The sequence below is a fragment of the Flagellimonas sp. HMM57 genome (assembly GCF_021390175.1).
GTDB lineage: Bacteria > Bacteroidota > Bacteroidia > Flavobacteriales > Flavobacteriaceae > Flagellimonas.
On sequence record NZ_CP090004.1, the window covers coordinates 2,960,047 to 2,980,005 of the forward strand.

The 19,959-nt window shown below is 38.0% G+C and carries 22 protein-coding genes; 14 read left to right on the forward strand and 8 right to left on the reverse strand.

Going from position 1 to position 19,959, the window contains the following annotated elements:
* The first annotated feature begins 18 nt into the window (after positions 1-18).
* The 3 genes from ruvX to LV716_RS13170 are packed head-to-tail and all read left to right on the forward strand — an operon-like array spanning position 19 to position 1,513.
* Entirely contained in the window at positions 19-429 is a 411-nt protein-coding gene (ruvX, locus tag LV716_RS13160) for a Holliday junction resolvase RuvX (protein WP_163418253.1), read from the forward strand.
* A 4-nt stretch (positions 430-433) separates the two neighbouring features.
* Positions 434-1,024 (forward strand): peptide deformylase, encoded by a 591-nt coding sequence (gene def, locus LV716_RS13165; RefSeq protein ID WP_163418254.1) that lies wholly within the window; start codon positions 434-436, stop codon positions 1,022-1,024.
* A gap of 54 nt (positions 1,025-1,078) precedes the next feature.
* Positions 1,079-1,513: a DUF5606 domain-containing protein gene (locus LV716_RS13170; RefSeq protein ID WP_163418255.1), complete on the forward strand. Its 435-nt coding sequence runs from the start codon at positions 1,079-1,081 to the stop codon at positions 1,511-1,513.
* Here LV716_RS13170 and LV716_RS13175 read toward each other — a convergent pair whose 3' ends face one another.
* From LV716_RS13175 to bglX, 3 genes are read right to left on the reverse strand one after another with little or no spacing between them, the layout of a single operon-like run.
* Positions 1,514-3,088, reverse strand: coding sequence for a family 20 glycosylhydrolase (locus tag LV716_RS13175; protein ID WP_163418256.1), 1,575 nt, complete (start codon positions 3,086-3,088; stop codon positions 1,514-1,516).
* A 1-nt stretch (position 3,089) separates the two neighbouring features.
* Entirely contained in the window at positions 3,090-3,743 is a 654-nt protein-coding gene (locus LV716_RS13180) for a GDSL-type esterase/lipase family protein (protein ID WP_163418257.1), read from the reverse strand.
* 11 nt (positions 3,744-3,754) lie between these two features.
* Positions 3,755-6,010 carry a beta-glucosidase BglX gene (bglX, locus tag LV716_RS13185; RefSeq protein WP_163418258.1) on the reverse strand — a complete coding sequence of 752 codons (2,256 nt, stop codon included), beginning with the start codon at positions 6,008-6,010 and terminating at the stop codon, positions 3,755-3,757.
* 213 nt (positions 6,011-6,223) lie between these two features.
* Between bglX and mazG the strand changes: the two genes are divergently transcribed.
* From mazG to LV716_RS13210, 5 genes are all read left to right on the forward strand, one after another.
* Complete coding sequence (gene mazG / locus LV716_RS13190) at positions 6,224-6,997, forward strand: nucleoside triphosphate pyrophosphohydrolase (protein ID WP_163418259.1); 774 nt, start codon at positions 6,224-6,226, stop codon at positions 6,995-6,997.
* A gap of 86 nt (positions 6,998-7,083) precedes the next feature.
* Complete coding sequence (locus LV716_RS13195; protein ID WP_163418260.1) at positions 7,084-8,484, forward strand: MATE family efflux transporter; 1,401 nt, start codon at positions 7,084-7,086, stop codon at positions 8,482-8,484.
* Between the two features lie 3 nt (positions 8,485-8,487).
* The gene (locus LV716_RS13200; protein ID WP_163418261.1) at positions 8,488-8,715 is read left to right on the forward strand and encodes a hypothetical protein; all 228 of its coding nucleotides are present in this window, start codon (positions 8,488-8,490) and stop codon (positions 8,713-8,715) included.
* A 2-nt stretch (positions 8,716-8,717) separates the two neighbouring features.
* On the forward strand, positions 8,718-9,287 hold the full coding sequence (locus tag LV716_RS13205; protein ID WP_163418262.1) for a phosphatase PAP2 family protein: 570 nt from the start codon (positions 8,718-8,720) through the stop codon (positions 9,285-9,287).
* A complete protein-coding gene (locus LV716_RS13210; protein WP_163418263.1) occupies positions 9,284-10,942 on the forward strand; it encodes a glycosyltransferase family 39 protein in 1,659 nt (552 codons plus the stop codon). Before LV716_RS13205 ends, LV716_RS13210 begins: the two co-directional genes overlap by 4 nt.
* On the opposite strand, the gene LV716_RS13215 is transcribed toward LV716_RS13210, so the two are convergent.
* The 3 genes from LV716_RS13215 to meaB are packed head-to-tail and all read right to left on the reverse strand — an operon-like array spanning position 10,939 to position 13,772.
* The gene (locus LV716_RS13215; protein WP_163418264.1) at positions 10,939-11,814 is read right to left on the reverse strand and encodes a lysylphosphatidylglycerol synthase transmembrane domain-containing protein; all 876 of its coding nucleotides are present in this window, start codon (positions 11,812-11,814) and stop codon (positions 10,939-10,941) included. The genes LV716_RS13210 and LV716_RS13215 overlap by 4 nt on opposite strands.
* Positions 11,795-12,757, reverse strand: a complete 963-nt coding sequence (locus tag LV716_RS13220) for a glycosyltransferase family 2 protein (RefSeq protein WP_163418265.1) — start codon at positions 12,755-12,757, stop codon at positions 11,795-11,797. Before LV716_RS13220 ends, LV716_RS13215 begins: the two co-directional genes overlap by 20 nt.
* A 34-nt stretch (positions 12,758-12,791) precedes the next feature.
* Positions 12,792-13,772, reverse strand: a complete 981-nt coding sequence (gene meaB / locus LV716_RS13225) for a methylmalonyl Co-A mutase-associated GTPase MeaB (protein ID WP_163418266.1) — start codon at positions 13,770-13,772, stop codon at positions 12,792-12,794.
* 351 nt (positions 13,773-14,123) lie between these two features.
* Here meaB and LV716_RS13230 point away from each other — a divergent pair, with 351 nt between their 5' ends.
* The 4 genes from LV716_RS13230 to LV716_RS13245 all read left to right on the forward strand — a co-directional run bounded on the left by LV716_RS13230 (position 14,124) and on the right by LV716_RS13245 (position 17,214).
* Positions 14,124-14,549: an organic hydroperoxide resistance protein gene (locus LV716_RS13230; RefSeq protein WP_163418267.1), complete on the forward strand. Its 426-nt coding sequence runs from the start codon at positions 14,124-14,126 to the stop codon at positions 14,547-14,549.
* 149 nt (positions 14,550-14,698) lie between these two features.
* Positions 14,699-15,241, forward strand: coding sequence for an RNA polymerase sigma factor (locus LV716_RS13235; protein ID WP_163418268.1), 543 nt, complete (start codon positions 14,699-14,701; stop codon positions 15,239-15,241).
* Positions 15,225-15,824 carry a hypothetical protein gene (locus LV716_RS13240; RefSeq protein WP_163418269.1) on the forward strand — a complete coding sequence of 200 codons (600 nt, stop codon included), beginning with the start codon at positions 15,225-15,227 and terminating at the stop codon, positions 15,822-15,824. Before LV716_RS13235 ends, LV716_RS13240 begins: the two co-directional genes overlap by 17 nt.
* Positions 15,796-17,214 (forward strand): DUF4097 family beta strand repeat-containing protein, encoded by a 1,419-nt coding sequence (locus tag LV716_RS13245; RefSeq protein WP_163418270.1) that lies wholly within the window; start codon positions 15,796-15,798, stop codon positions 17,212-17,214. The genes LV716_RS13240 and LV716_RS13245 overlap by 29 nt, the downstream gene beginning before the upstream one ends.
* A gap of 5 nt (positions 17,215-17,219) precedes the next feature.
* On the opposite strand, the gene LV716_RS13250 is transcribed toward LV716_RS13245, so the two are convergent.
* Together LV716_RS13250 and msrA are read right to left on the reverse strand one after the other, a co-directional pair.
* Positions 17,220-17,948, reverse strand: a complete 729-nt coding sequence (locus LV716_RS13250; RefSeq protein WP_163418271.1) for a CBM9 family sugar-binding protein — start codon at positions 17,946-17,948, stop codon at positions 17,220-17,222.
* A 38-nt stretch (positions 17,949-17,986) separates the two neighbouring features.
* The gene (gene msrA, locus LV716_RS13255) at positions 17,987-18,670 is read right to left on the reverse strand and encodes a peptide-methionine (S)-S-oxide reductase MsrA (protein WP_163418272.1); all 684 of its coding nucleotides are present in this window, start codon (positions 18,668-18,670) and stop codon (positions 17,987-17,989) included.
* A gap of 88 nt (positions 18,671-18,758) precedes the next feature.
* Between msrA and LV716_RS13260 the strand changes: the two genes are divergently transcribed.
* Together LV716_RS13260 and LV716_RS13265 are read left to right on the forward strand one after the other, a co-directional pair.
* Positions 18,759-19,436 carry a peptidoglycan DD-metalloendopeptidase family protein gene (locus tag LV716_RS13260; RefSeq protein ID WP_163418273.1) on the forward strand — a complete coding sequence of 226 codons (678 nt, stop codon included), beginning with the start codon at positions 18,759-18,761 and terminating at the stop codon, positions 19,434-19,436.
* 182 nt (positions 19,437-19,618) lie between these two features.
* Entirely contained in the window at positions 19,619-19,855 is a 237-nt protein-coding gene (locus LV716_RS13265; RefSeq protein ID WP_163418274.1) for a hypothetical protein, read from the forward strand.
* The last annotated feature ends 104 nt before the right edge of the window (positions 19,856-19,959 follow it).

The window sequence follows — 19,959 nt, forward strand, 5'->3', positions numbered from 1 at the left end:
TTTGCCAAAATTTTAGATTTGGCCAGAATCGTTGCTTTGGATTATGGAAGGGTTAGGACGGGTATAGCGGTCACTGATGAACTTCAGTTGATCGCTTCAGGTTTGACTACTGTTGAAACCAAAGATTTAATTCCATTTCTTGCAGATTATTTGAAACATGAAGTCGTTGAAGTTTTCGTAGTAGGATTACCTAAACAAATGGACAATACACCCTCCGAATCCGAAGAACTTATCCAGGTCTTTTTGAACAAATTGTCGGCAAGATTCCCAAAAGTAAAAGTGGAACGGCAAGATGAGCGGTTTACTTCTAAAATGGCATTTCAGTCCATGCTGGATAGCGGAATGAAAAAGAAGAAGCGTCAAAATAAGGCCTTAGTCGATGAAATAAGTGCAACGCTGATATTACAAGCGTATCTAAACAGAATTTAACTTTATGATTTTACCCATAGTTGCTTACGGAGACCCCGTTTTACGGAAAGTCGCAAAAGACATAACGCAAGACTATCCAAAACTGAACGATTTGGTCGAAAATATGTGGGAGACCATGTACAATGCCCGTGGTGTGGGTTTGGCGGCTCCCCAGATAGGATTGCCTATCCGCTTATTTTTGGTAGATACCACGCCTTTTTCAGATGACGAAGATCTAAGTGCAGAAGAGCAAAAAGCATTGGATGGATTTAAAAAAGTATTCATCAATGCAAAAATTGAAGAAGAAACTGGGGATGAGTGGGACTTTAATGAGGGATGCCTAAGTATTCCCGATATTCGTGAAGATGTAAAACGCAAACCAAAAATTAGGATAAGCTATCTTGATGAGAACTTCAAAGTACATACCGAAACTTATGATGGATTATTGGCAAGAGTAATTCAACATGAGTATGACCATATTGAAGGTATTCTCTTTACGGATAAGCTTTCTTCACTTAAAAAGCGACTTTTAAAAAGTAGGTTGGACAAGATTTCCAAGGGAAAAATCAGCATAGAGTATAGAATGCGTTTTCCAAGCATAAAAAAAGCACGTTAAAAAAATTTACGTTTGGTATAAAAGTATAATTTTGCGCCCATAAAATAATTATACATGGCATTGGACAAGATTTTATCGATTGGTGGTAAACCTGGACTTTTTAAGTTGTTGACCCAGACTAGAACTGGTTTTGTTGGGGAATCGCTACTAGATGGAAAACGCATTACCGTTGGAATGCGCAGTAATGTAAGTGTTCTTTCCGAAATAGCCATTTATACCCTGGAAGAAGAAATACCACTGAGAGAGGTCTTTCAAAAAATGAAGGACAAGGAAGAAGGAAAAAAAACAAGCATCAGCCACAAAGCTGAAAAGATTGCACTTGAGGAATATTTCTTTGAAGTATTACCAAATTATGATGAGGATAGGGTATATGCCAGTGATATAAAGAAGATTATTCAATGGTACAATATCCTTGTTGATAATAAAATAGATGATTTTTCTTCTAAGGATGAAGAGGACGTACCCGTTACTTCCGATGAGGAAGAATAGTTATTTTTCCCAATCCACAAGTTTAGTAGGGTAGTATTTTATGTTCATCATATCTAAAAAGGGCAGTTGTTTAGCCAATCGCTCTTTATAGTCTTCCCAGTTTAAATGCTCTGAAGTTGACCATCCTAGTTCCGCATAGCCTATGGCCCTTGGGAACGCCAAATACTCCAACTCTTCAATAGTAGAAATAGTTTCTGACCAGAGAGGTGCTTCAATACCTAAAATGGCCTCTTTTGGAAGTCCTGGTACATAGGTTTCCGGATTCCAGTTATATGCTACATCAACAGGAATGTACCCGGCCCAATGCAACCCATGCTTGGAAAGTGAATCGTATTTCATATCCAAATACGCTTTTTCCCCAGGAGATAAAATTATTTTATTGTTGTTTTCAAAAGCTTTGATCGCATTCGATGTTATCTTCCAGTGCTGTGCTATAGTGGTCGAATCAATTTTAGCATGTGCAATTTCATCCCAACCTATCATTTGTTTTCCATGCTTTTGAACGATATCCTCGACTCTTTCAATAAAATAGTTATAATCCCTTTTTTTTGTGACAAAACTCTCATCGCCTCCAATATGAAAATAAGGACCTGGAGTAATGGCAGCTATTTCACCGATGACATCATCCAAGAATGAATAAACGGTGTCTTTACGGGTATCAAAAGTGCTAAAACCCACCCGCATACCAGTGTAAGGTTTCAGCTTTTTTCCGTTTCCGTTTAAAAAAGGATAACTCACAGAAGCTGCGTTGGTATGGCCCGGCATATCTATTTCTGGAATAATTGTAATAAAACGTTCCGCAGCGTACTTTACCAATTCTTTATAATCTTCTTGGGTATAAAAACCACCTTCTCCACCGCCAACTTCAGTTTTGCCACCAATTTGAGCAAGCTTTGGCCAAGATTTCACTTCTATTCGCCAACCTTGGTCGTCAGAGAGATGTAGGTGCAATGCGTTGTATTTATAATATGCCAAAACATCCATGTATTTTTTAACGTCTTCTACACTAAAAAAATGCCTGGCAACGTCTAACATGGCACCTCGGTATTCAAATTTTGGCTTGTCCCAGATTTCCCCAGATGGAACCGGCCATAATGGGTAATCCGTAAGCGTGTCGTTACTTTTTTCTGGGATAAGTTGCCTTATGGTCTGTACTCCCCTAAAAGCACCGGAAACCGTTTTCGCATTAAGAAATATGGAATCTTTTTTTATATACAGCTGATAGGATTCAGGAGAATCTAAATCAATACTATCGGACAAATTGATATAAATGAATTGTTCAAACTGCTTTTCACTGTTCAGGATATTGACATCGATATCCAAACCAATCTTGGATTTTATCTTGTTAGATAGAAAAAGACCTACTTCTTCAAGTTCGGTGTTGGCAGAAGAAGTTAATATGACCGTATTTTTTGATAGTCCAAAAGCCGTATGGGTCGGAACAACTTTTAAGGGTTTTGGAATCAATGCGTTTACCGCAAGGTCCGTTTTGGGAAAATTGATTTCTTCTTTCTGTGGTTGGCATGCAGCTATAAAAGTGACTACACTTAAAATTAACAAGGCTTTTGATAACATACTAGGGGTTTGTTTTATAAATATGATTTTTGATGACTTCGTACCAAATATCATATCCTTTTGAGTTCATATGCAGTCCGTCCGAAATGAAGAGGTCCTTCTTTAACCTCCTATTATTGAGCATCGTGTTCCAGACATCCGCAAAATAGATACCTTTCGTGTCAATGGCATATCGGTGCATCCTTCTGTTCAAACGTTTATATTTTCCCCTTAAGTGCCATCTAGAAATGCTGGGTTTAGCAGAAATCAAAACAATTTTCATTTCCTGATTTTTTTCTTTCAGACGATTTGTAATATTGATCAGCGTAGTAAGTATTGCCTTAGGTCTTTTCTTTGCGTTGATATCGTTGTCGCCCTCATAAATAAAAACTTGTGTGGGATTATAATCCAAAACCAAATCGTTCAGATACCGTTCTAGATCAGATGCCTGAGAACCTCCAAATCCAGTATTCAATACCTGTTTCTCTGGAAATCGTTCTTGAAGATCTTTCCAAAATCGAATACTGGAACTGCCCGTAAAAACAATGGTTTCCTTGTCAGCGTCCCATATAGAATCCGTTTTTTTGCTGATTTCCCTAACCTCATCAGCAAATGGAAAATTTTGCTGTGCATTAACAGTAAAAAGAGATAACAGTGCAATAAGGAAAGCCTTCATTTTTTTGGGAATTAATCTATCGTAAATGTTCCAGTAAGTCCTTTTTGAGAATTAGTTCCCATCAGTACTCCAAACTCTCCGGGTTCAACCAAAAAATCATAAGAATGATTGTAAAATCCTAATTCTGCCTCGGTCAAGACCAGTGTTATTTTTTTTGTCTCACCTGCTGCTAAACTTACTTTCTCGAAGCCTTTTAGCTCTTTTACGGGTCTTGTTACGCTCGCAACCTTGTCATGTATGTAGAGTTGTACAACTTCTTCGCCATCTGACTCTCCACTATTTTTTACCATAACGGATACCTTAACATTTTTCTGGTCCGCTGTGTCAATTTCTAAATTCGAATATTCGAAAGTCGTATAACTTAAACCATGGCCAAAGGGAAATAAAGGCTCGTTTTTCTCATCACCATAATGTGACCAAAACACGTTTGGCTCTGGGTTTGGCCTACCCGTACTAAAATGATTATAATAAATTGGTATCTGCCCAACACTTCTTGGAAACGTCATGGGCAGCTTTCCGCTTGGGTTGTTTTCACCAAACAGGGTTTTGGCAATAGCATTCCCTGTTTGGGTTCCCAATTGCCATGCCTCCAAAATAGAAGGGATGTTCTGGCCTTCCCAATCTATGGTCAACGGTCGACCGTTCATCAAAATTAATACAACATTTTGGTTTACTTTGTAAACCTCCTTTAAAAGTTGTAATTGCAATCCCGGTATCCCCAGTTTGGTACGGCTTCGGCCTTCACCACTTTGAAAACCGTGTTCTCCTAAAACCATAAGGACCACTTCGGATTCTTTTGCCAATGCAACAGCTTCTTCCATACCAGAAGTATCGGTTTCATTTACTTCGACCTCATTTAAGAAATTGGCGTCCTTGTTGAAGACTTTGGGTCCTCTACTATATTTAAAGTCTATACCTAATCCTGTTAATCCTTCCAATACCGAAACAGCTGTGTTGTTATCAGAACCAAGCCTCCAACTCCCCAAAGGACTGTTTTTATCATCTGCCAATTCACCTATCACGGCTATTTTCTGTTGATTTTTTTGAAGCGGGAGTAAATCCCCTTCATTTTTTAAAAGAACGAGTGATTTCAGTGCTATATCTAAAACTCCTGCTTGATGGTCTTTGTGGTACAGTAATTCATTCTCCCTTTCCTCATCACAGTAGCGATAAGGGTCATCGAACAATCCTAGCTCAAACTTTACTCGTAAAATACGACGGACAGCATCATCTATGATTTTTTCATCGACCTTTCCTTCTTTTACATTTGCTACTAAATGGTTGACATAGGCGTAGGACTCCATATCCATGTCGGAACCCGCTTTTGCCCCTAGTTCGGCAGAATGTTTGAGGTCTTTGGCAAAACCATGAGGTGCCATTTCGCCAATAGAAGCCCAATCGGATACCACGAATCCATCAAATTCCCACTTTCCTTTTAAAATATCTCTTTGTAAAAATGTATCACCTGTAACGGGGATTCCGTTGAGAATATTAAATCCGTTCATAAAAGTTCTTACACCTGCATCGACTGCCGCCTTAAAAGGTGGTAAAACGGTATTGAATAGGGTAGAGGTTCCAATGTCTACAGTGTTATATTCCTTACCAGCTTCGGCAAATCCGTAAGCGGCAAAATGCTTCGCACATGCTGCTATGGTATTGGGTTGGGACAAATCATCGCCTTGAAAACCTTTTACACGGGCCTTGGCAATTTGTGCCCCTAAATAAGGATCTTCTCCTCCACCTTCCATAACTCTTCCCCATCTGGGATCTCTTGATATATCTACCATTGGGGCAAATGTCCAGTTTAGCCCTACGGCAGAAGCTTCTGTCGCTGCAATTCTTGCGGAGTTCTTAATGGCCTCCAAATCCCAGCTTGCAGACTCGGCAAGAGGAATTGGAGCCAAGGTTTTGTGTCCATGTATAACATCGTAACCAAAAATTAGCGGTATGCCAAGTCGTGTTTCCTCAACTACTAATTTTTGTAATTTCCGTACTTCTTCGGCACCCGTTACATTGAGCATGGAGCCGACAAGTCCTTTCTTAAGGTGTTCATATTTTGTTGCTGCATTGCCTCCTTGCGGAGCGGGACCGGTAACGTCCCAAAAACCATTGTATTGATTCATTTGCCCTACCTTTTCTTCTAAGGTCATAAGGCTTAACAATGAATCTACTCTTTGGTCGGTGGTATTCTCTTGCGCCATAACGGTGTAATTGATGGGTGCAAAATAAAGGGAAATTATGCAAAGAACTTTTATCGAGTGTTTCATTTATATGCTTAAATGTTGAAAAATAGTTGATAGTATTTGAAAGTGGTGTAATTAATAGGTGCAAAATAAAGAGAAATAACGCAAAATTTTTTTATTGGTTGTTTCATTTATACACTCAAATGTTGAAAAATCATTGATAGTATTCGAAATTAAACCAAAAAACCATAACGTGCTAGTATTGTGTCTTTGTACTTTTAGTCAAAAATTAGATTGATGAATTCTAGACCAGAACAATTAGAAGCTTTTGACCGTCTCTTAACGATAATGGATGAATTGCGGACACAGTGTCCTTGGGATAAAAAGCAGACCATGCAAACACTTCGTCATCTTACAATAGAAGAGACTTACGAGCTTGGAGATGCGATTTTGGAGAATGATTTGGATGAGGTGAAAAAAGAGCTTGGGGATTTGTTGTTGCACATCGTGTTCTATGCTAAAATTGGTTCGGAAACCAGTGATTTTGATATTGCAGACGTTGCCAATGAAATTTGTGAAAAACTTATCAATAGACACCCACACATATATGGTGATGTTAAAGTAGCTGGTGAAGATGAGGTAAAGCAGAATTGGGAAGATATAAAACTAAAAGAAGGAAAGAAGAGCGTACTCCAAGGCGTGCCAAACAGTCTGCCAGCTTTGGTCAAAGCAAGCAGAATACAGGAAAAAGTGGCTGGTGTAGGCTTTGATTGGGAACGACCTGAACAAGTATTTGAGAAGGTAAAAGAAGAGCTTTCTGAGTTACAGGAAGAAGTAGAGAATGAAAACAAGGACAAAATAGAGGCTGAGTTTGGTGATGTGCTATTCTCCCTTGTCAATTATGCACGCTTTTTGAATATCAATCCAGAAAATGCATTAGAAAGAACCAATAAAAAATTTATAAAAAGATTTCAATATCTGGAAGCGAAAGCAAAGGAAGCCCAGAAATCTTTGAAAGATATGACCCTTGCTGAAATGGATATTTTTTGGGAAGAAGCAAAACTGTTATAATCTGATTTTTTTCAAAAAGTACTTTGTTTCAACTATTTAATATCTAGCTAATCCAGTTATCTTTACGCGCTTTTAAAATTCCAAAATTGTTTCAACAATACACAAAAGAGTTTGCATACAACCTAAGGTTGGCATATCCCGTGATTTTAGGAATGCTAGGTCACACTTTCGTTGCCTTTGCGGACAATATTATGGTTGGGCAATTGGGGACAGCAGAATTGGCAGCTGTTTCATTGGGAAATAGTTTTGTATTTATAGCTATGTCCTTGGGAATTGGTTTTTCAACAGCAATTACACCTTTGGTTGCTGAAGCTGACGGCGCTGGTAACAAAGCTGATGGCAAAAGTGCATTAAAACACGGTCTGGTGCTATGCACACTATTGGGACTTTCGTTATTTGGAATCATCTTGCTTTGCAAACCTTTCTTGCATTACATGAAACAGCCTCCAGAAGTTGTGGAGTTGGCTATTCCCTATTTAGAGTTGGTAGCTTTTTCTTTGGTTCCGTTGATTATATTTCAGGCGTTCAAACAATTTTCTGAGGGACTTTCCCAAACAAAATATCCCATGTACGCTACCATTTTGGCCAATGTGATAAATATTACGCTCAATTACCTGTTGATATTTGGTTCTTTTGGATTTCCAAAATTAGGTATTGTTGGTGCTGCTATCGGAACCTTGGTATCTCGCTTTATCATGGTCGGCTATATTTGGTTTTTGTTGAAACAAAAAGAAAAATTCCAAATCTACGTTACCGGATTCAATTTTAAGAATATCGAAAAGACGGTAATGAAAAAAATTATTAGCCTTGGTTTTCCTTCTGCTTTACAAATGTTTTTCGAAGTTGCCATTTTTACAGCTGCAATCTGGTTGAGCGGCGTTCTAGGTAAAAATGCGCAAGCTGCCAACCAAATTGCCTTAAACCTGAGTAGTATGACTTTTATGGTAGGTATGGGATTAAGTGTCGCTGCGATGGTAAGGGTGGGCAACCAAAAAGGATTACAAGATTTTAAAGAACTTAGGAGAATTGCGGAATCTATATTTTTTCTAACGTTCTTACTGGAAATTGTTTTTGCTGCTCTCTTTCTTATTGGAAGATATTGGTTGCCCACCATTTATTTGGATGTAGATGATATTGTAAATCAAATGGATAACTCAGAGGTAATCATTATAGCCGCCAAGCTGTTGTTCGTAGCTGCTTTTTTCCAAATTTCGGACGGAATACAGGTTGTGGTACTTGGCGCCTTGCGAGGCCTTCAAGATGTCAAGATTCCGACACTTATCACCTTTATAGCATATTGGTTGATTGGTTTTCCCGTTAGTTATTACTTTGGATTGTTCACCGAATTTAAAAGTGTGGGTATCTGGATGGGATTATTGTTAGGCCTTACCGCATCTGCGGTAATGTTGTATATTCGATTTAAATATCTTACAAAAAAGCTAATTCAAAATAAACAAGATTCCAGAATATTGGAATCCAACACGTAACAAATGGAATTACCTAAATTTCTTTTAGGCGACAATACAGATTATCCAAACTCAATTTTTATTGTCCACACGGAATACCCTCGCTTTATTATCAACCTTGAAAATGATGAAGTGGAATGGTTGGAAGAGTTTTCTAAAGAAGACGAAAAGGAGTTGGCCGAGGAAGCAGAAAACTTGATTGAAGCTGCTACAGCATTTTACGATAGGGAAGTTTCCAGATATGACGAATAATCATGTTGGAAGAAATCATAAGACTGGATAAAGAACTTTTTTTGTTCCTGAACGGATTGGGAACAGAAACTTGGGATGGCTTTTGGTTATTTATCACCCACAAGCTAAGTGCAATTCCGCTGTATGCATTATTGTTGTTTTTCACCTTCAAACATTTTGGGACCAAAAGAACAGTGATAGTGTTGGTCTTTGTGGCACTATTGATTACGGCTACAGATCAGTTGGCCAATTTCTTTAAATACGGGGTCCAACGGCTACGCCCATGCCATGATGGGGATATAAACATAATGGCAAGATTGGTAAAAAAATCTTGTGGTGGAAGGTTTGGCTATTTTTCTGCACATGCGTCCAATGCTATGGCATTGGCATCTTTTTTCGCTGTGCTTTTGAGTTCTAGGATTAAGTATTTGCCTATATTTTTAATGGTCTGGGCTATTCTTGTAGGCTATAGTAGAATTTATATTGGTGTCCACTTTCCTTTAGATGTTCTTACTGGAATCTCAATTGGTATCATTTTTGGATGGTTGTTTGCCAAGTTAGCTATATTTGCATTCCAAAAATTGGGGCCATGATATCATCTTTAAGATATTGGTTTTTACTTTCCCTTGTTGTTCTGGTGTACATCGCCGGAATGTTTGTGACCCTTTTTGAGAACGATTCTGCGCAGTTTGCTGTTATGGCCATGCGAATGATCCAAGAAAATGACTTCTTTACCCTTATAAAAGGAACTGAAGAGTATTTGGATAAACCACATATGCACTATTGGTTGGCAGCTTTGTCTTTTAAAATTTTTGGAATCTACGATTGGGCGTATAGAATTCCAGGTATTTTAGCCACTCTACTTGGGGCTCACAGCTGTTATGGATTGGGAAAATTGCTCTACAATACAGATATCGGTAAATTTTCTGCGCTTATTTTTATGACTGCCCAAACCATAGTGCTATCCACAATTGATGTGCGTACAGATGCAGTTTTGACTGGGTTTACAATTTTTGCAATATGGCAATTGGTAACTTATATTGAAAAAAATACAATCTGGAATATTGTTCTGGGTGCGTTTGGAGCTGGAATCGCTTTTTCAACCAAAGGACAGATTGCATTAGTGGTGATAGGCGTTTCAATCCTATGTCATTTGGCATATACCAGAAAATGGGAACGATTGTTCAATTGGAAATTTTTTGTGGCCCTATTGGTTTTTGGAATTACAATAGCTCCAATGCTCTACGCCTATTATCTACAGTTTGATTTGCATCCTGAGAAAGTGATACGCGGGAAAAGTGATCGGAGCGGTATCTTTTTTATTTTTTGGGAGCAAAGTTTTGAAAGGCTCAGTGGTGAAGGAGTAGGGAAGAACAGTAACGACTTCTTTTTCTTTTTCCATACATTTTTATGGGTGTTTTTACCATGGACAGTACTGGCTTTGATAGCCTACTGGTATAGAATCAAAACTTTTTGGAAACTACGTTTTAAGTACAGACCGCAATACGAGTTTTTGACTTTAGGTGGGATTACCGTATTGTTTTTTCTGATAAGTCTAGCACAGTTTAAGCTACCGCATTACATCAATATTTTAATGCCTTTGTATGCCATTTTATCGGCATCATATCTACATAGCCTTTATAGACATTCAAAAAGTGCGGTAATCAAAGGGTTGTTGGGGGTACAATATTTTATTCTTAGTCTGGTTTTTATTTTTTCGCTTCTGGTGTGTTTTCATGTTTTTAAATTTCAATCGGTTTATTCATATTTCGTATTGGTTGCTGTGCTGGCAGTTATAACGTACTTCTGTTTAAAACGAGAGGAGTATTACATGCGGATCATCACTTTATCGGTCTACAGTTCACTGTTGCTCAATGGCGTACTCAATACACATTTTTATCCATCATTGTTGGAGTACCAAGCGGGGTCTACTATGGCTGAAAAAATATCTGAATATCAAATAGGTACAGATAAAATTTATAAAATATCAAAGCGATTTACTTGGGCTTTGGACTTCTACAATAGGAAGCCTGTACAAATCACCACTAAATCAGCATTAGAAAATTTGGAGGATGCTTGGGTATATGTGGACGACAACGAACTACAGGAACTTCGGGATTCTGGAATCAATTGGAGCGAACAAATAACGGTAAATCAATTTCGAATAACCAGATTACAGATTAAATTTTTAAATCCCCATACAAGGCACAAAAAGTTAAACCACATGCATTTATTGCATCTCGATTAAGTTTCGATAACTTCCAGTTTTGGCTTTTTAAAATGGTAAAAAACACCTAAAAAGGATATCAAGGCGGTGATAAGAAAAAAGGTAAGGCTTATGCCTATTGAAGTATTCACCTCTAATCCTAACCATTTTGCCCCATACAAAAATGTAATCTCTCGACTTCCTATTCCACCAATGGTCAATGGTACTACGGAAACTATGGAAGAAATGAGAAAGACAAAAAGGTATTCAAATATATTCAAGTCAATAGACAACGACTTTAAAACACATAGTATACAGACAAGCTGTGAAAACTGCACAAGAGCGGAATATCCTATGGATTTCCAAAAAATAGGTAACGTATAGGAAAAGAATCGTTTATGGAGAAACCAAAATACGCCAATACTTAATGGGATTCCTAAAATAAATATCCAGATCACCTCAGTGAAAATTGGGTTATTGATTAAAAATGCACAGATACACGCATAAATGAAAATCAGTAGCATACCGCTCAATCTATCCAATAACAACACGGAAACCACTTTTTTTGTTCCAGATTTGTACTGTTTTTGAATTACATAACCTTTGTAGGCATCACCGCCAATTCCACCGGGAAGAAACAGATTGTAGAACATCCCCAAAAGATAGAGTTTAAGGTTGCTTAAATGGGTTATCTTAACGTCTATCTGATGAAAATAGAGATTGAGTCTAAACGATGCTAAAACCTTGGAAATCGCAACTAGCAAAACACCAAGTATTAAATAAAAAGGATTACTTTTTTCTAAAGTGTTGGCTACTTCTTTAAAATCGATTTTAGTGAAAATAAAATAGATTAAAGCTGCACTAACGCCGATCTTCAAGACAGTTATGAGCCTTTTACGCAGCTTTTCCGTCACCTATGGTAATTTTTTTAACTCGATATGGTCTTTTTTGCTGTGATTCGTAGTAGGTGCGAATAAGTAGCTCCATCACAATGCCTATGGTAAACAATTGGACTCCCCCCAAGATGAACATCATTCCAAAAATGAGCAAAGGCCTGCTACCGATATCCTCACCAAAACCAAGTTTTACAATTAGCAGATAAATATTGATAAAGATTCCTAGAATAATCAACAACACCCCAAAAATTCCAAAAAGGTGTATGGGCCGCTGAAAGTACTTTCTAATAAATAGTAATAGCATCATATCGGCCACTACCTTAAAAACCCTTTCTAGTCCGTACTTGGATACTCCCGCATGGCGAGCGTGGTGTTTTACGGGGACCTGTTTTATTTGAGCACCTTCTAAATGTGCCAATAATGTTATGAAGCGGTGCATTTCACCGTAAAGGTTCAGGCCTTTGGCAATATCCTTGGTAAATACCTTTAGGGCACATCCGTTATCCTTTATATCTAATTTCGTCACCCTTCGCACCAAGAAATTAGCAATTTTGGATGGTATTTTTTTAACTAGGGAATCCTTTCTTTTCTGACGTATCCCTGTTATCAAATCGAACTCTTCGGTGATTGCATATTCGAGCATTTGTGGTATGTCCGAAGGGTCGTTCTGAAGGTCGCCGTCCATAGTGATAATATATTCCCCTACGGCATAATCTATTCCGGCGGCCAATGCCAAACTCTGTCCATAATTCTTTTTCAACTCGATGAGATGGACTTTGTCATCATCCATTTTTTTAACCACGTTTCGGGTTTCGTCCGTTGAAAAATCATCAATATAGATTATCTGATATTGGTATCCCTCTAGGCTCTCATGTATTTTTTGCGTCAATAACACCACATTGTCCTCTTCATTGTATAAAGGAACGACTATGGATAAAAGGGAGTTTGTTATACTGCTCATCTATTAGCTTAAGGTCTGGGCAAATTTACTTTTTTTATTTAAGTTCCTTGGTGATGTCATCCAAGAGTGTTTTGGCGGCATAGAAAGGTGATATTTTATTTTGCCCTACAGCAGTTAACATTTTTTGCTGCATAGTTTTAAAAGACTTTTTTTGATGAAATAATTGCTTTATCTGTTCGTCCACAGCTTGAAGAAACCAATTTTTGTTCTGAATCTCCCTGTTTTTTTCAAAGTGACCGTTTTCCAAATTTTGTGCTATAAAATCATCGATCATTTTCCAGATTTCTATGATTCCCGTGTTTTCCGTGGCCGAACAGCTCAACACTTTTGGGGTCCAGCCATTTTCTTTGGGCGGATATAGATGTAATGCCCTTGCAAATTCGGTCTCGGCCAGTTTTGCTCTTTTCAGGTTATCGCCATCGGCCTTATTGATGGCTATGGCATCCGCCATTTCCATAATCCCCCGTTTTATTCCTTGTAACTCATCACCAGCTCCAGATAATTTTAGCAATAGAAAAAAATCTACCATACTGTGGACCACCGTCTCACTCTGTCCAACCCCAACGGTTTCCACAAGAATTACATCATACCCAGCTGCTTCGCAAAAAATAATACTTTCCCGTGTTTTTCTAGCAACACCGCCCAAAGACTCACCAGAAGGAGAGGGTCTAATAAAAGCATTTGGGTCTTTTGCAAGTGTCTCCATTCTGGTCTTGTCCCCTAGAATACTGCCCTTGCTTAAAGTGCTCGTTGGGTCTACCGCGAGTACAGCGACTTTTTTACCCAGATTGGTAAGGGTCTTACCAAATACTTCTATGAATGAGCTTTTACCGACACCAGGTACTCCAGTAATTCCTATACGGATGCTTTTAACCGGTTTGGCAAGACATTTTTCGATAATGGCGTTTGCTTTTTCAAAATGTTCGGGTTTGGAACTTTCAAGAAGCGTAATGGCCCTCGCTAAAATAGCTTTGTTGCCCTCAAAAATACCTTCAACAAGTGTAGCTGTGGACATGTCCTGTTTTCTGAGTTGCTTTATTTTGGAAATTGAAGCTATGAGTATCGTTTTTTAATGAGCAAAAGTTAAGCTCATTACATTGTATACGAAGGTAAAAAGTTTTCGGGTGTTTTTATTGGACAATTGTCATAGTATGGGAAAAACAATAAACGATAAACAATGAACATTGTTTATGCTGAGTGCAGTCGAAGCTAACAATTGATAAACTGTATTTCACAAAAATTTAATAATGCATATACGATGGTATCCACTTACAAATAGTAACTTCTGATATTAAATAAGAAATTGCCTCGTTGCTAGGTGCTGCTTGGTCAGTGGGGTATAAGAATTAAACATAAATAATTACTGATGAAAACTATTTTTGAAAGTAAAGCTACCAACATGGGAGGTAGAGCTGGGCATGTACAAAGCGAGGATGGCGTGTTGGATTTTGATATTAGTATGCCAACTTCCAGTGGAAAGCCAAACGCTAAATCGACCAATCCTGAAGAACTTTTTGCAGCTGCGTATTCTACCTGCTTTGCCGGGGCGATACAAGCAGTGTCCAAAGAACATGGTGTTGAAGATTTAGGAGATTTTAGTGTTACCGCCATGGTGTCGTTCAATAAAGAAGATGAAGGCTTTTTTCTTGAAGCCACATTGGACTCTTACTTACCTACAGTAGATAAGGAGACGGGTGAAAAACTGATCAATGCGGCTCATGAGATATGTCCTTACAGCAAAGCGACAAGGGATAATATTACCGTACATTTAAACTTGTTGATGGACGAGTAGCAAAATAACGATTCAAAATATAAGAATCCCGTTGAGTCTTCAACGGGATTTTTTTGTTAAAATCAGGAAGGACATTTTTTTTTGCAACACTGTCTTTTTTATTTCGTCTTTATAGCAAACAACTAAAAAACCAAAGAGAACCAACAACCATGTTTCAAATTGAACTGGTAGAACAATGCAAGGCAAACGACCGTAAAGCACAATTAAAGCTATATAAGCAATATTGTGATGGGATGTACTGTGTCGCCATGCGTTTTTTGAAAAACCCGGATGATGCCGAAGATGTGCTACAGGAGTCTTTCATAAAAGCATTTCAAAGGATACATCAATTTAAAGGAGAGGTCACTTTTGGAGCTTGGTTAAAAAGAATAGTTGTAAATGGTAGTATCGACTTTTTAAAGACGAAACACCAAAAAACGGTAGAATTGAACGAGAGTTACATGCACGTGGTAGAAGATGATGATTGGACAGTGGACGATGGGGTCTCGTTGGTAAAAATCAAGGAAGCAATGGAAAAGTTGCCCGAAAAATACAAGTATGTAGTTCAGTTGTTTCTTGTTGAAGGATATGATCACAACGAAATAGCACAGATTCTTGGGATTAGCGGAACTGCTTCAAGAACCAGATTATTACGTGGCAAAGCACAATTACAGGAAAAACTTAAAGATATTTCTTATGGCACAGGATATTAGAGATTTGTTTGCAAAGGAAAGGGAGAAAACCTATACCATGAAAAAGGGGCACGAAGCCCGTTTCTTATCCAAAATGGAGGAAGAATTGCCGGGCAATTCAATAGAGAAGAAATCCTCTTCAATCTTTTGGTTGGGAATAGCGGCATCCCTTACAATTATTTTTGGTTTAGGAGTTCACTTTTTTTCTGCATCGAATAACATAGATTCAGATTCGACCCCAACTATGGTTGAGCACGTAAAAGAGGACAAAGAACGGAACACAATCTCATTGGGAGACCTTTCACCAGATTTAAAAAAAATTGAAAGCTATTATGTTACCAATATCAATATACAATTGTCCGATCTTGATTATACGGGCGATAACAAGATTGTAGTTGATGGCTATATGGAGCGGCTTGCCGAATTGGATAAAGAGTACAGCAAATTGAATGTAGAATTAAACGAGATTGGGCCCAACGACCAAACCATAACTGCCTTGGTCAAAAATCTTCAGTTAAGACTGCAATTGTTAGAGAAATTGAAAACAAAGTTGAATCAATTAAAATCATCAAAAAATGAACAGGAATCATCAAATACTATTTAATGTTTTTCTGATACTCATGGCAGGTATTACCTGCTATGGTCAGGAAAAATCGAAAACGTACAAAGAAACTTTTAATGTCGATAACGATGCTGAATTGAACATCAATACAAGCCATACGGATATCGAATTTGAAACTTGGAACAAAAATCAGGTTGAGATTACTGCTGTTGTTGAAATAGAGGATGCCACAGATGAAGAGGCCAAATCTTATTTTGATAAGGAGATTGTAAAGATTATGGGAAATAGCAGAGAGATCGAAGTGAGTACCAGGGAGCGGGGCTTTGGGAACGGGTTCAATGTGAGGGGCATGGACATAGATATACCGGACATGTCTTTTATAGAACCGCTATTTGAAAGCATCGCAATTCCAGAGTTGCCCGAAGTTATTGTAATTCCAGACATGCCACCCGTGCCCCCTGTGCCCAATATTCAGTTTGATTACGATGCCTATAAGCGGGATGGTGATGCCTATATGAAAGAGTGGAAAAAAGATTTTGACAAAAACTTTAATGAAGAATATAAGGAACGCTTTGAAGCATGGGGAGATAGGGTAAAGGAAATGGCAGAGAAAAAAGCGGAAAGGATAGAGGAGCGTGAGCAAAAAAGAAAAGAGCTTTTGGAAAAACGAAACGAAATGAGAGAAGAGGCACGTGAAAAAAGGAATCAAGCGTTAAAAGAACGCAATGAAAAACGCAAGATCAAGGCAAAAAGGGTTTACAGAATCAATCGTGGTGATGATTCGGATACATTTTATTTTTCGTCGGATGGAGAAAGCAGAAGATTTAAGGTGAAAAAGTATATAAAAATAAAGATGCCAAAATCCATTAAGCTCAAAATGAACGTTAGGCATGGGGAAGTGAAATTGGCAGAAAATGCCAAAAATATAAATGCAAGCTTGTCATATGCAAGCTTGCAAGCTTCCACGATTGATGGAGACCGAACCGATATTAGGGCATCATACTCGCCTGTGGTCGTACAAAACTGGAATTATGGGCAATTAAAAACAGATTATTCAGATAGGGTAGATTTAAAAGAAGTAGGGGAGCTGCAACTGAGCACTGTGTCTTCCAATGTGGTCATTGAACGGTTAAAGGGTAAGGCTTTTGTAAAAAACAGTCTTGGCGAATTGCGTATAAATTCAGTGGGCAATAATTTTTCAACTATTGATATTACCGTGGAAAATGGTGAGGTTGCCTGTAAAATTCCTTCGATACCCTTCTTTGTTTACGTAAACGAAACACTTTCAGAATTGGAATATCCAAAAACGTTCGTCATGGAATCTTCTAAAAGTCATGGTTCCAATGTGTATAAAGGGTATCATATCGATACTAAAAATCATAAAGCCATAAACATCAACTCAAGATATAGTGAGGTGGTGCTAAAACAATAGTATCCTTATTTAAGTATTAAAGTCCCAAATACATCAGCATTTATCCAGCCTTGATTTTTATCTTCTCCTGGCACAAAGACAGATCCTATAAAATTCTCTCGCTCCTTACTGTTATCGTTGTCACAATAGGCAAGTGCAAATCCAACTTTTTTGTTTTTAGATAGGCTTATAGGCTTATTTTCTTTTCCATCTTTAAAATCATCAGAAAAAAGCTTTACCGCAATTTCCCAAGTGGTGGTCTTGTCATCTGTAATATGCTTTGAAGTAACATGTTCATTATAGAGCTTCGGTTTTTCATCAGGTGCAAGATCTACAACATTTCCATCTAAGGCCACATGGTAAGCGAATGCATTGTGGGAGAATTGGTGTTCACCGCCAGAATTGTCCTCGTCTACAAATATTTCAACGCAATCATCGTCCCACCATAATTTTAAGGGGTCTTTGTGTTGGTCAAAAAGAATATCGTCCGTAATCTCGACCAAAAGATAGAGGGCATCCTCATCCCAACTTACTTTATACCTACCACTAAAATCATCATTAGTGTAAGAATCACCAAGCCAAAGCTGGTCCAATGCGAGCCATTTTGCATTTCCCCAGCAGGCGTCCAAAGCCTGACCATCAATAATGGGACTTTTTTGGGCTCTGTTAACGATTATCGTTTGATGGTCTTCTTTTTGATGGGAAGAACATCCTACAATAACCAAAAAAAGAGCCAAGCTAAGATACTTTTGCATGGCTCTAAGATAGTTATTTTAAAAAATTCCTACGGAAGCTAATGGGATTCTTCTTTCAAATAGTCACCAAAGTTTTCCTTGAATTTGTTCAATCTGGGGATTGATACATTCCTTATATAAGAGTTGTTCGGATGTTTTCTTTCATAATCCTGATGATATTCTTCAGCTTTATAAAAGGTTTCGAACGCTTCTATTTGAGTTACTATAGGGCGGTCATAGGCACTTTTAGATTCCAAAAGTGCAACGTAATCCCTAATGATCTTTTCTTGCGCTTCATTTTTATAAAAAGCAATGGAACGGTATTGCGCGCCCCTATCAGGTCCCTGTCTGTTCAAGGATGTGGGGTCGTGCGAACCAAAGAATACCTGAACTAATTTGGTAAAGGATATGGCTTCTGGGTCATAATATACCTCAACAGCTTCGGCATGTGTGGTACGGCCATAGGCAACATCTTCATAGGTAGGATTCTTTTCGGTTCCCCCAGAATACCCTGAATGCACTTCTTTTACGCCTTCTACACTTTCAAAAATGGCTTCTACGCACCAAAAGCAACCGCTTGCAAAATAAGCCGTTTCGTATTGTTGGAGCGCCTCATCGGAAAGTATTGCTTTCTCCATGGTTACTTGTTCGGCAACTTCTTGTTTCTTGGAGGTATTTTTAGGTTGGCAATTGACGGAGACCAATAAAACAAATGCTAAAATCGTAATTCTTGTTATCTTCATTTTCGGTTTTACTGTTTAGTAGTATCAATATACTAAGTATTACTGATGTTGTTGTTAAAAATTGTTAATCCATTTGATATTGCTTCCTATGAACTTAGAAACACTTTTAAAGACGCAAAGCACTGGAGCGATTCAAATCCTTGATTCGAAAATTCCTTTATCGGCATATTGTAAAATTGACCTATCCACCACAAATGAAACTTTAAAAGGTATCGACATCACCTCACCAGATTTATGTCAACAATATATAGATGACATTTTGGGATTAAATAATGCCAAAGTTGCTTTTGGAGGATATCTGGAAAAACGTGCCCTGTATGCTAAGTCTGAACGCTTTTTGGAAGCCGGGCAGCGTAATATTCATTTAGGAATGGATTTTTGGTGCAAAGCAGGTACAAAAGTGATAGTTCCGTTAGAAGGTAAAGTACACAGTTTTAAAAATAATGATGATGTGGGCAACTACGGACCAACAATACTTTTAGAGCACCAAATTGAGGGTATTACTTTTTATACGCTTTACGGACACTTGTCCTTAGAATCCATACATGAAATAGAAATAGGTGCTTATTTTGATAGGGGAGAAGTTCTTGGAACTTTAGGCACTCCGGACATCAACGTGAACTATGCACCCCATTTACATTTTCAGGTGATATTGGATTTAGAGGGATATTATGGCGATTATCCCGGTGTGTCTTCTTGGAATAATCTGGATTTTTACAAAAAAAACTGTCCAAATCCCAATAGTTTGTTGCGAATGGATTTTTAAAACATCGATGAAATGCACAGTGAATCGGTGGACTGTTTTTGAGCTAAAAAACGTTTGTCGAGGATAAAATACACTTCAGCCGAAAAAGATTCCCACACCGAAAAAAGTAGGGAGTTAGGCGAGTTAAATCAGGGCCGGGTAGCATGTGAGGGTACATTTACAATGTAATAAAAACCCAAATCATGAAAGCTATTTTAACTCTTATCGCAGTAATTTTCTTCTCAACTTTAGGTATGGCTCAGGACGTTTCTAAAGAAGTTAAAGTAGAAACTATTACAGTTGCTGTTGAATTGAATATCGAAATTCAAGAAGAAGTTAAAACTGAAACTAGCGTTGCTAGGTTGTACAAGTTCAAAAACTCTAGAGTTAAAAAAGCACTTTCTTTTAGAACTAAGAGAAACAAATCTAAATTGGCTTAATCTGAAAAATGGGAATAGCAATACCAATAGCTTTATTTTTTAGCGTGGCGTTTGTTATCGCATCGATAGCTTTCTCCTTTAGGAAGAAAAAACCAAAGAATCAA

Bases quoted from the DNA above. Each gene is read 5' to 3' on its own strand.
- bglX (WP_163418258.1), bottom strand. From the start codon at position 6,010: ATGAAACACTCGATAAAAGTTCTTTGCATAATTTCCCTTTATTTTGCA.
- LV716_RS13245 (WP_163418270.1), top strand. From the start codon at position 15,796: ATGAACAGGAATCATCAAATACTATTTAATGTTTTTCTGATACTCATG.
- def (WP_163418254.1), top strand. From the start codon at position 434: ATGATTTTACCCATAGTTGCTTACGGAGACCCCGTTTTACGGAAAGTC.
- mazG (WP_163418259.1), top strand. From the start codon at position 6,224: ATGAATTCTAGACCAGAACAATTAGAAGCTTTTGACCGTCTCTTAACG.
- LV716_RS13180 (WP_163418257.1), bottom strand. From the start codon at position 3,743: ATGAAGGCTTTCCTTATTGCACTGTTATCTCTTTTTACTGTTAATGCA.
- LV716_RS13200 (WP_163418261.1), top strand. From the start codon at position 8,488: ATGGAATTACCTAAATTTCTTTTAGGCGACAATACAGATTATCCAAAC.
- LV716_RS13175 (WP_163418256.1), bottom strand. From the start codon at position 3,088: ATGTTATCAAAAGCCTTGTTAATTTTAAGTGTAGTCACTTTTATAGCT.
- LV716_RS13260 (WP_163418273.1), top strand. From the start codon at position 18,759: ATGAACTTAGAAACACTTTTAAAGACGCAAAGCACTGGAGCGATTCAA.
- LV716_RS13170 (WP_163418255.1), top strand. From the start codon at position 1,079: ATGGCATTGGACAAGATTTTATCGATTGGTGGTAAACCTGGACTTTTT.
- LV716_RS13235 (WP_163418268.1), top strand. From the start codon at position 14,699: ATGTTTCAAATTGAACTGGTAGAACAATGCAAGGCAAACGACCGTAAA.
- LV716_RS13265 (WP_163418274.1), top strand. From the start codon at position 19,619: ATGAAAGCTATTTTAACTCTTATCGCAGTAATTTTCTTCTCAACTTTA.
- LV716_RS13240 (WP_163418269.1), top strand. From the start codon at position 15,225: ATGGCACAGGATATTAGAGATTTGTTTGCAAAGGAAAGGGAGAAAACC.
- LV716_RS13220 (WP_163418265.1), bottom strand. From the start codon at position 12,757: ATGAGCAGTATAACAAACTCCCTTTTATCCATAGTCGTTCCTTTATAC.
- LV716_RS13230 (WP_163418267.1), top strand. From the start codon at position 14,124: ATGAAAACTATTTTTGAAAGTAAAGCTACCAACATGGGAGGTAGAGCT.
- msrA (WP_163418272.1), bottom strand. From the start codon at position 18,670: ATGAAGATAACAAGAATTACGATTTTAGCATTTGTTTTATTGGTCTCC.
- LV716_RS13205 (WP_163418262.1), top strand. From the start codon at position 8,718: ATGTTGGAAGAAATCATAAGACTGGATAAAGAACTTTTTTTGTTCCTG.
- LV716_RS13210 (WP_163418263.1), top strand. From the start codon at position 9,284: ATGATATCATCTTTAAGATATTGGTTTTTACTTTCCCTTGTTGTTCTG.
- meaB (WP_163418266.1), bottom strand. From the start codon at position 13,772: ATGTCCACAGCTACACTTGTTGAAGGTATTTTTGAGGGCAACAAAGCT.
- LV716_RS13250 (WP_163418271.1), bottom strand. From the start codon at position 17,948: ATGCAAAAGTATCTTAGCTTGGCTCTTTTTTTGGTTATTGTAGGATGT.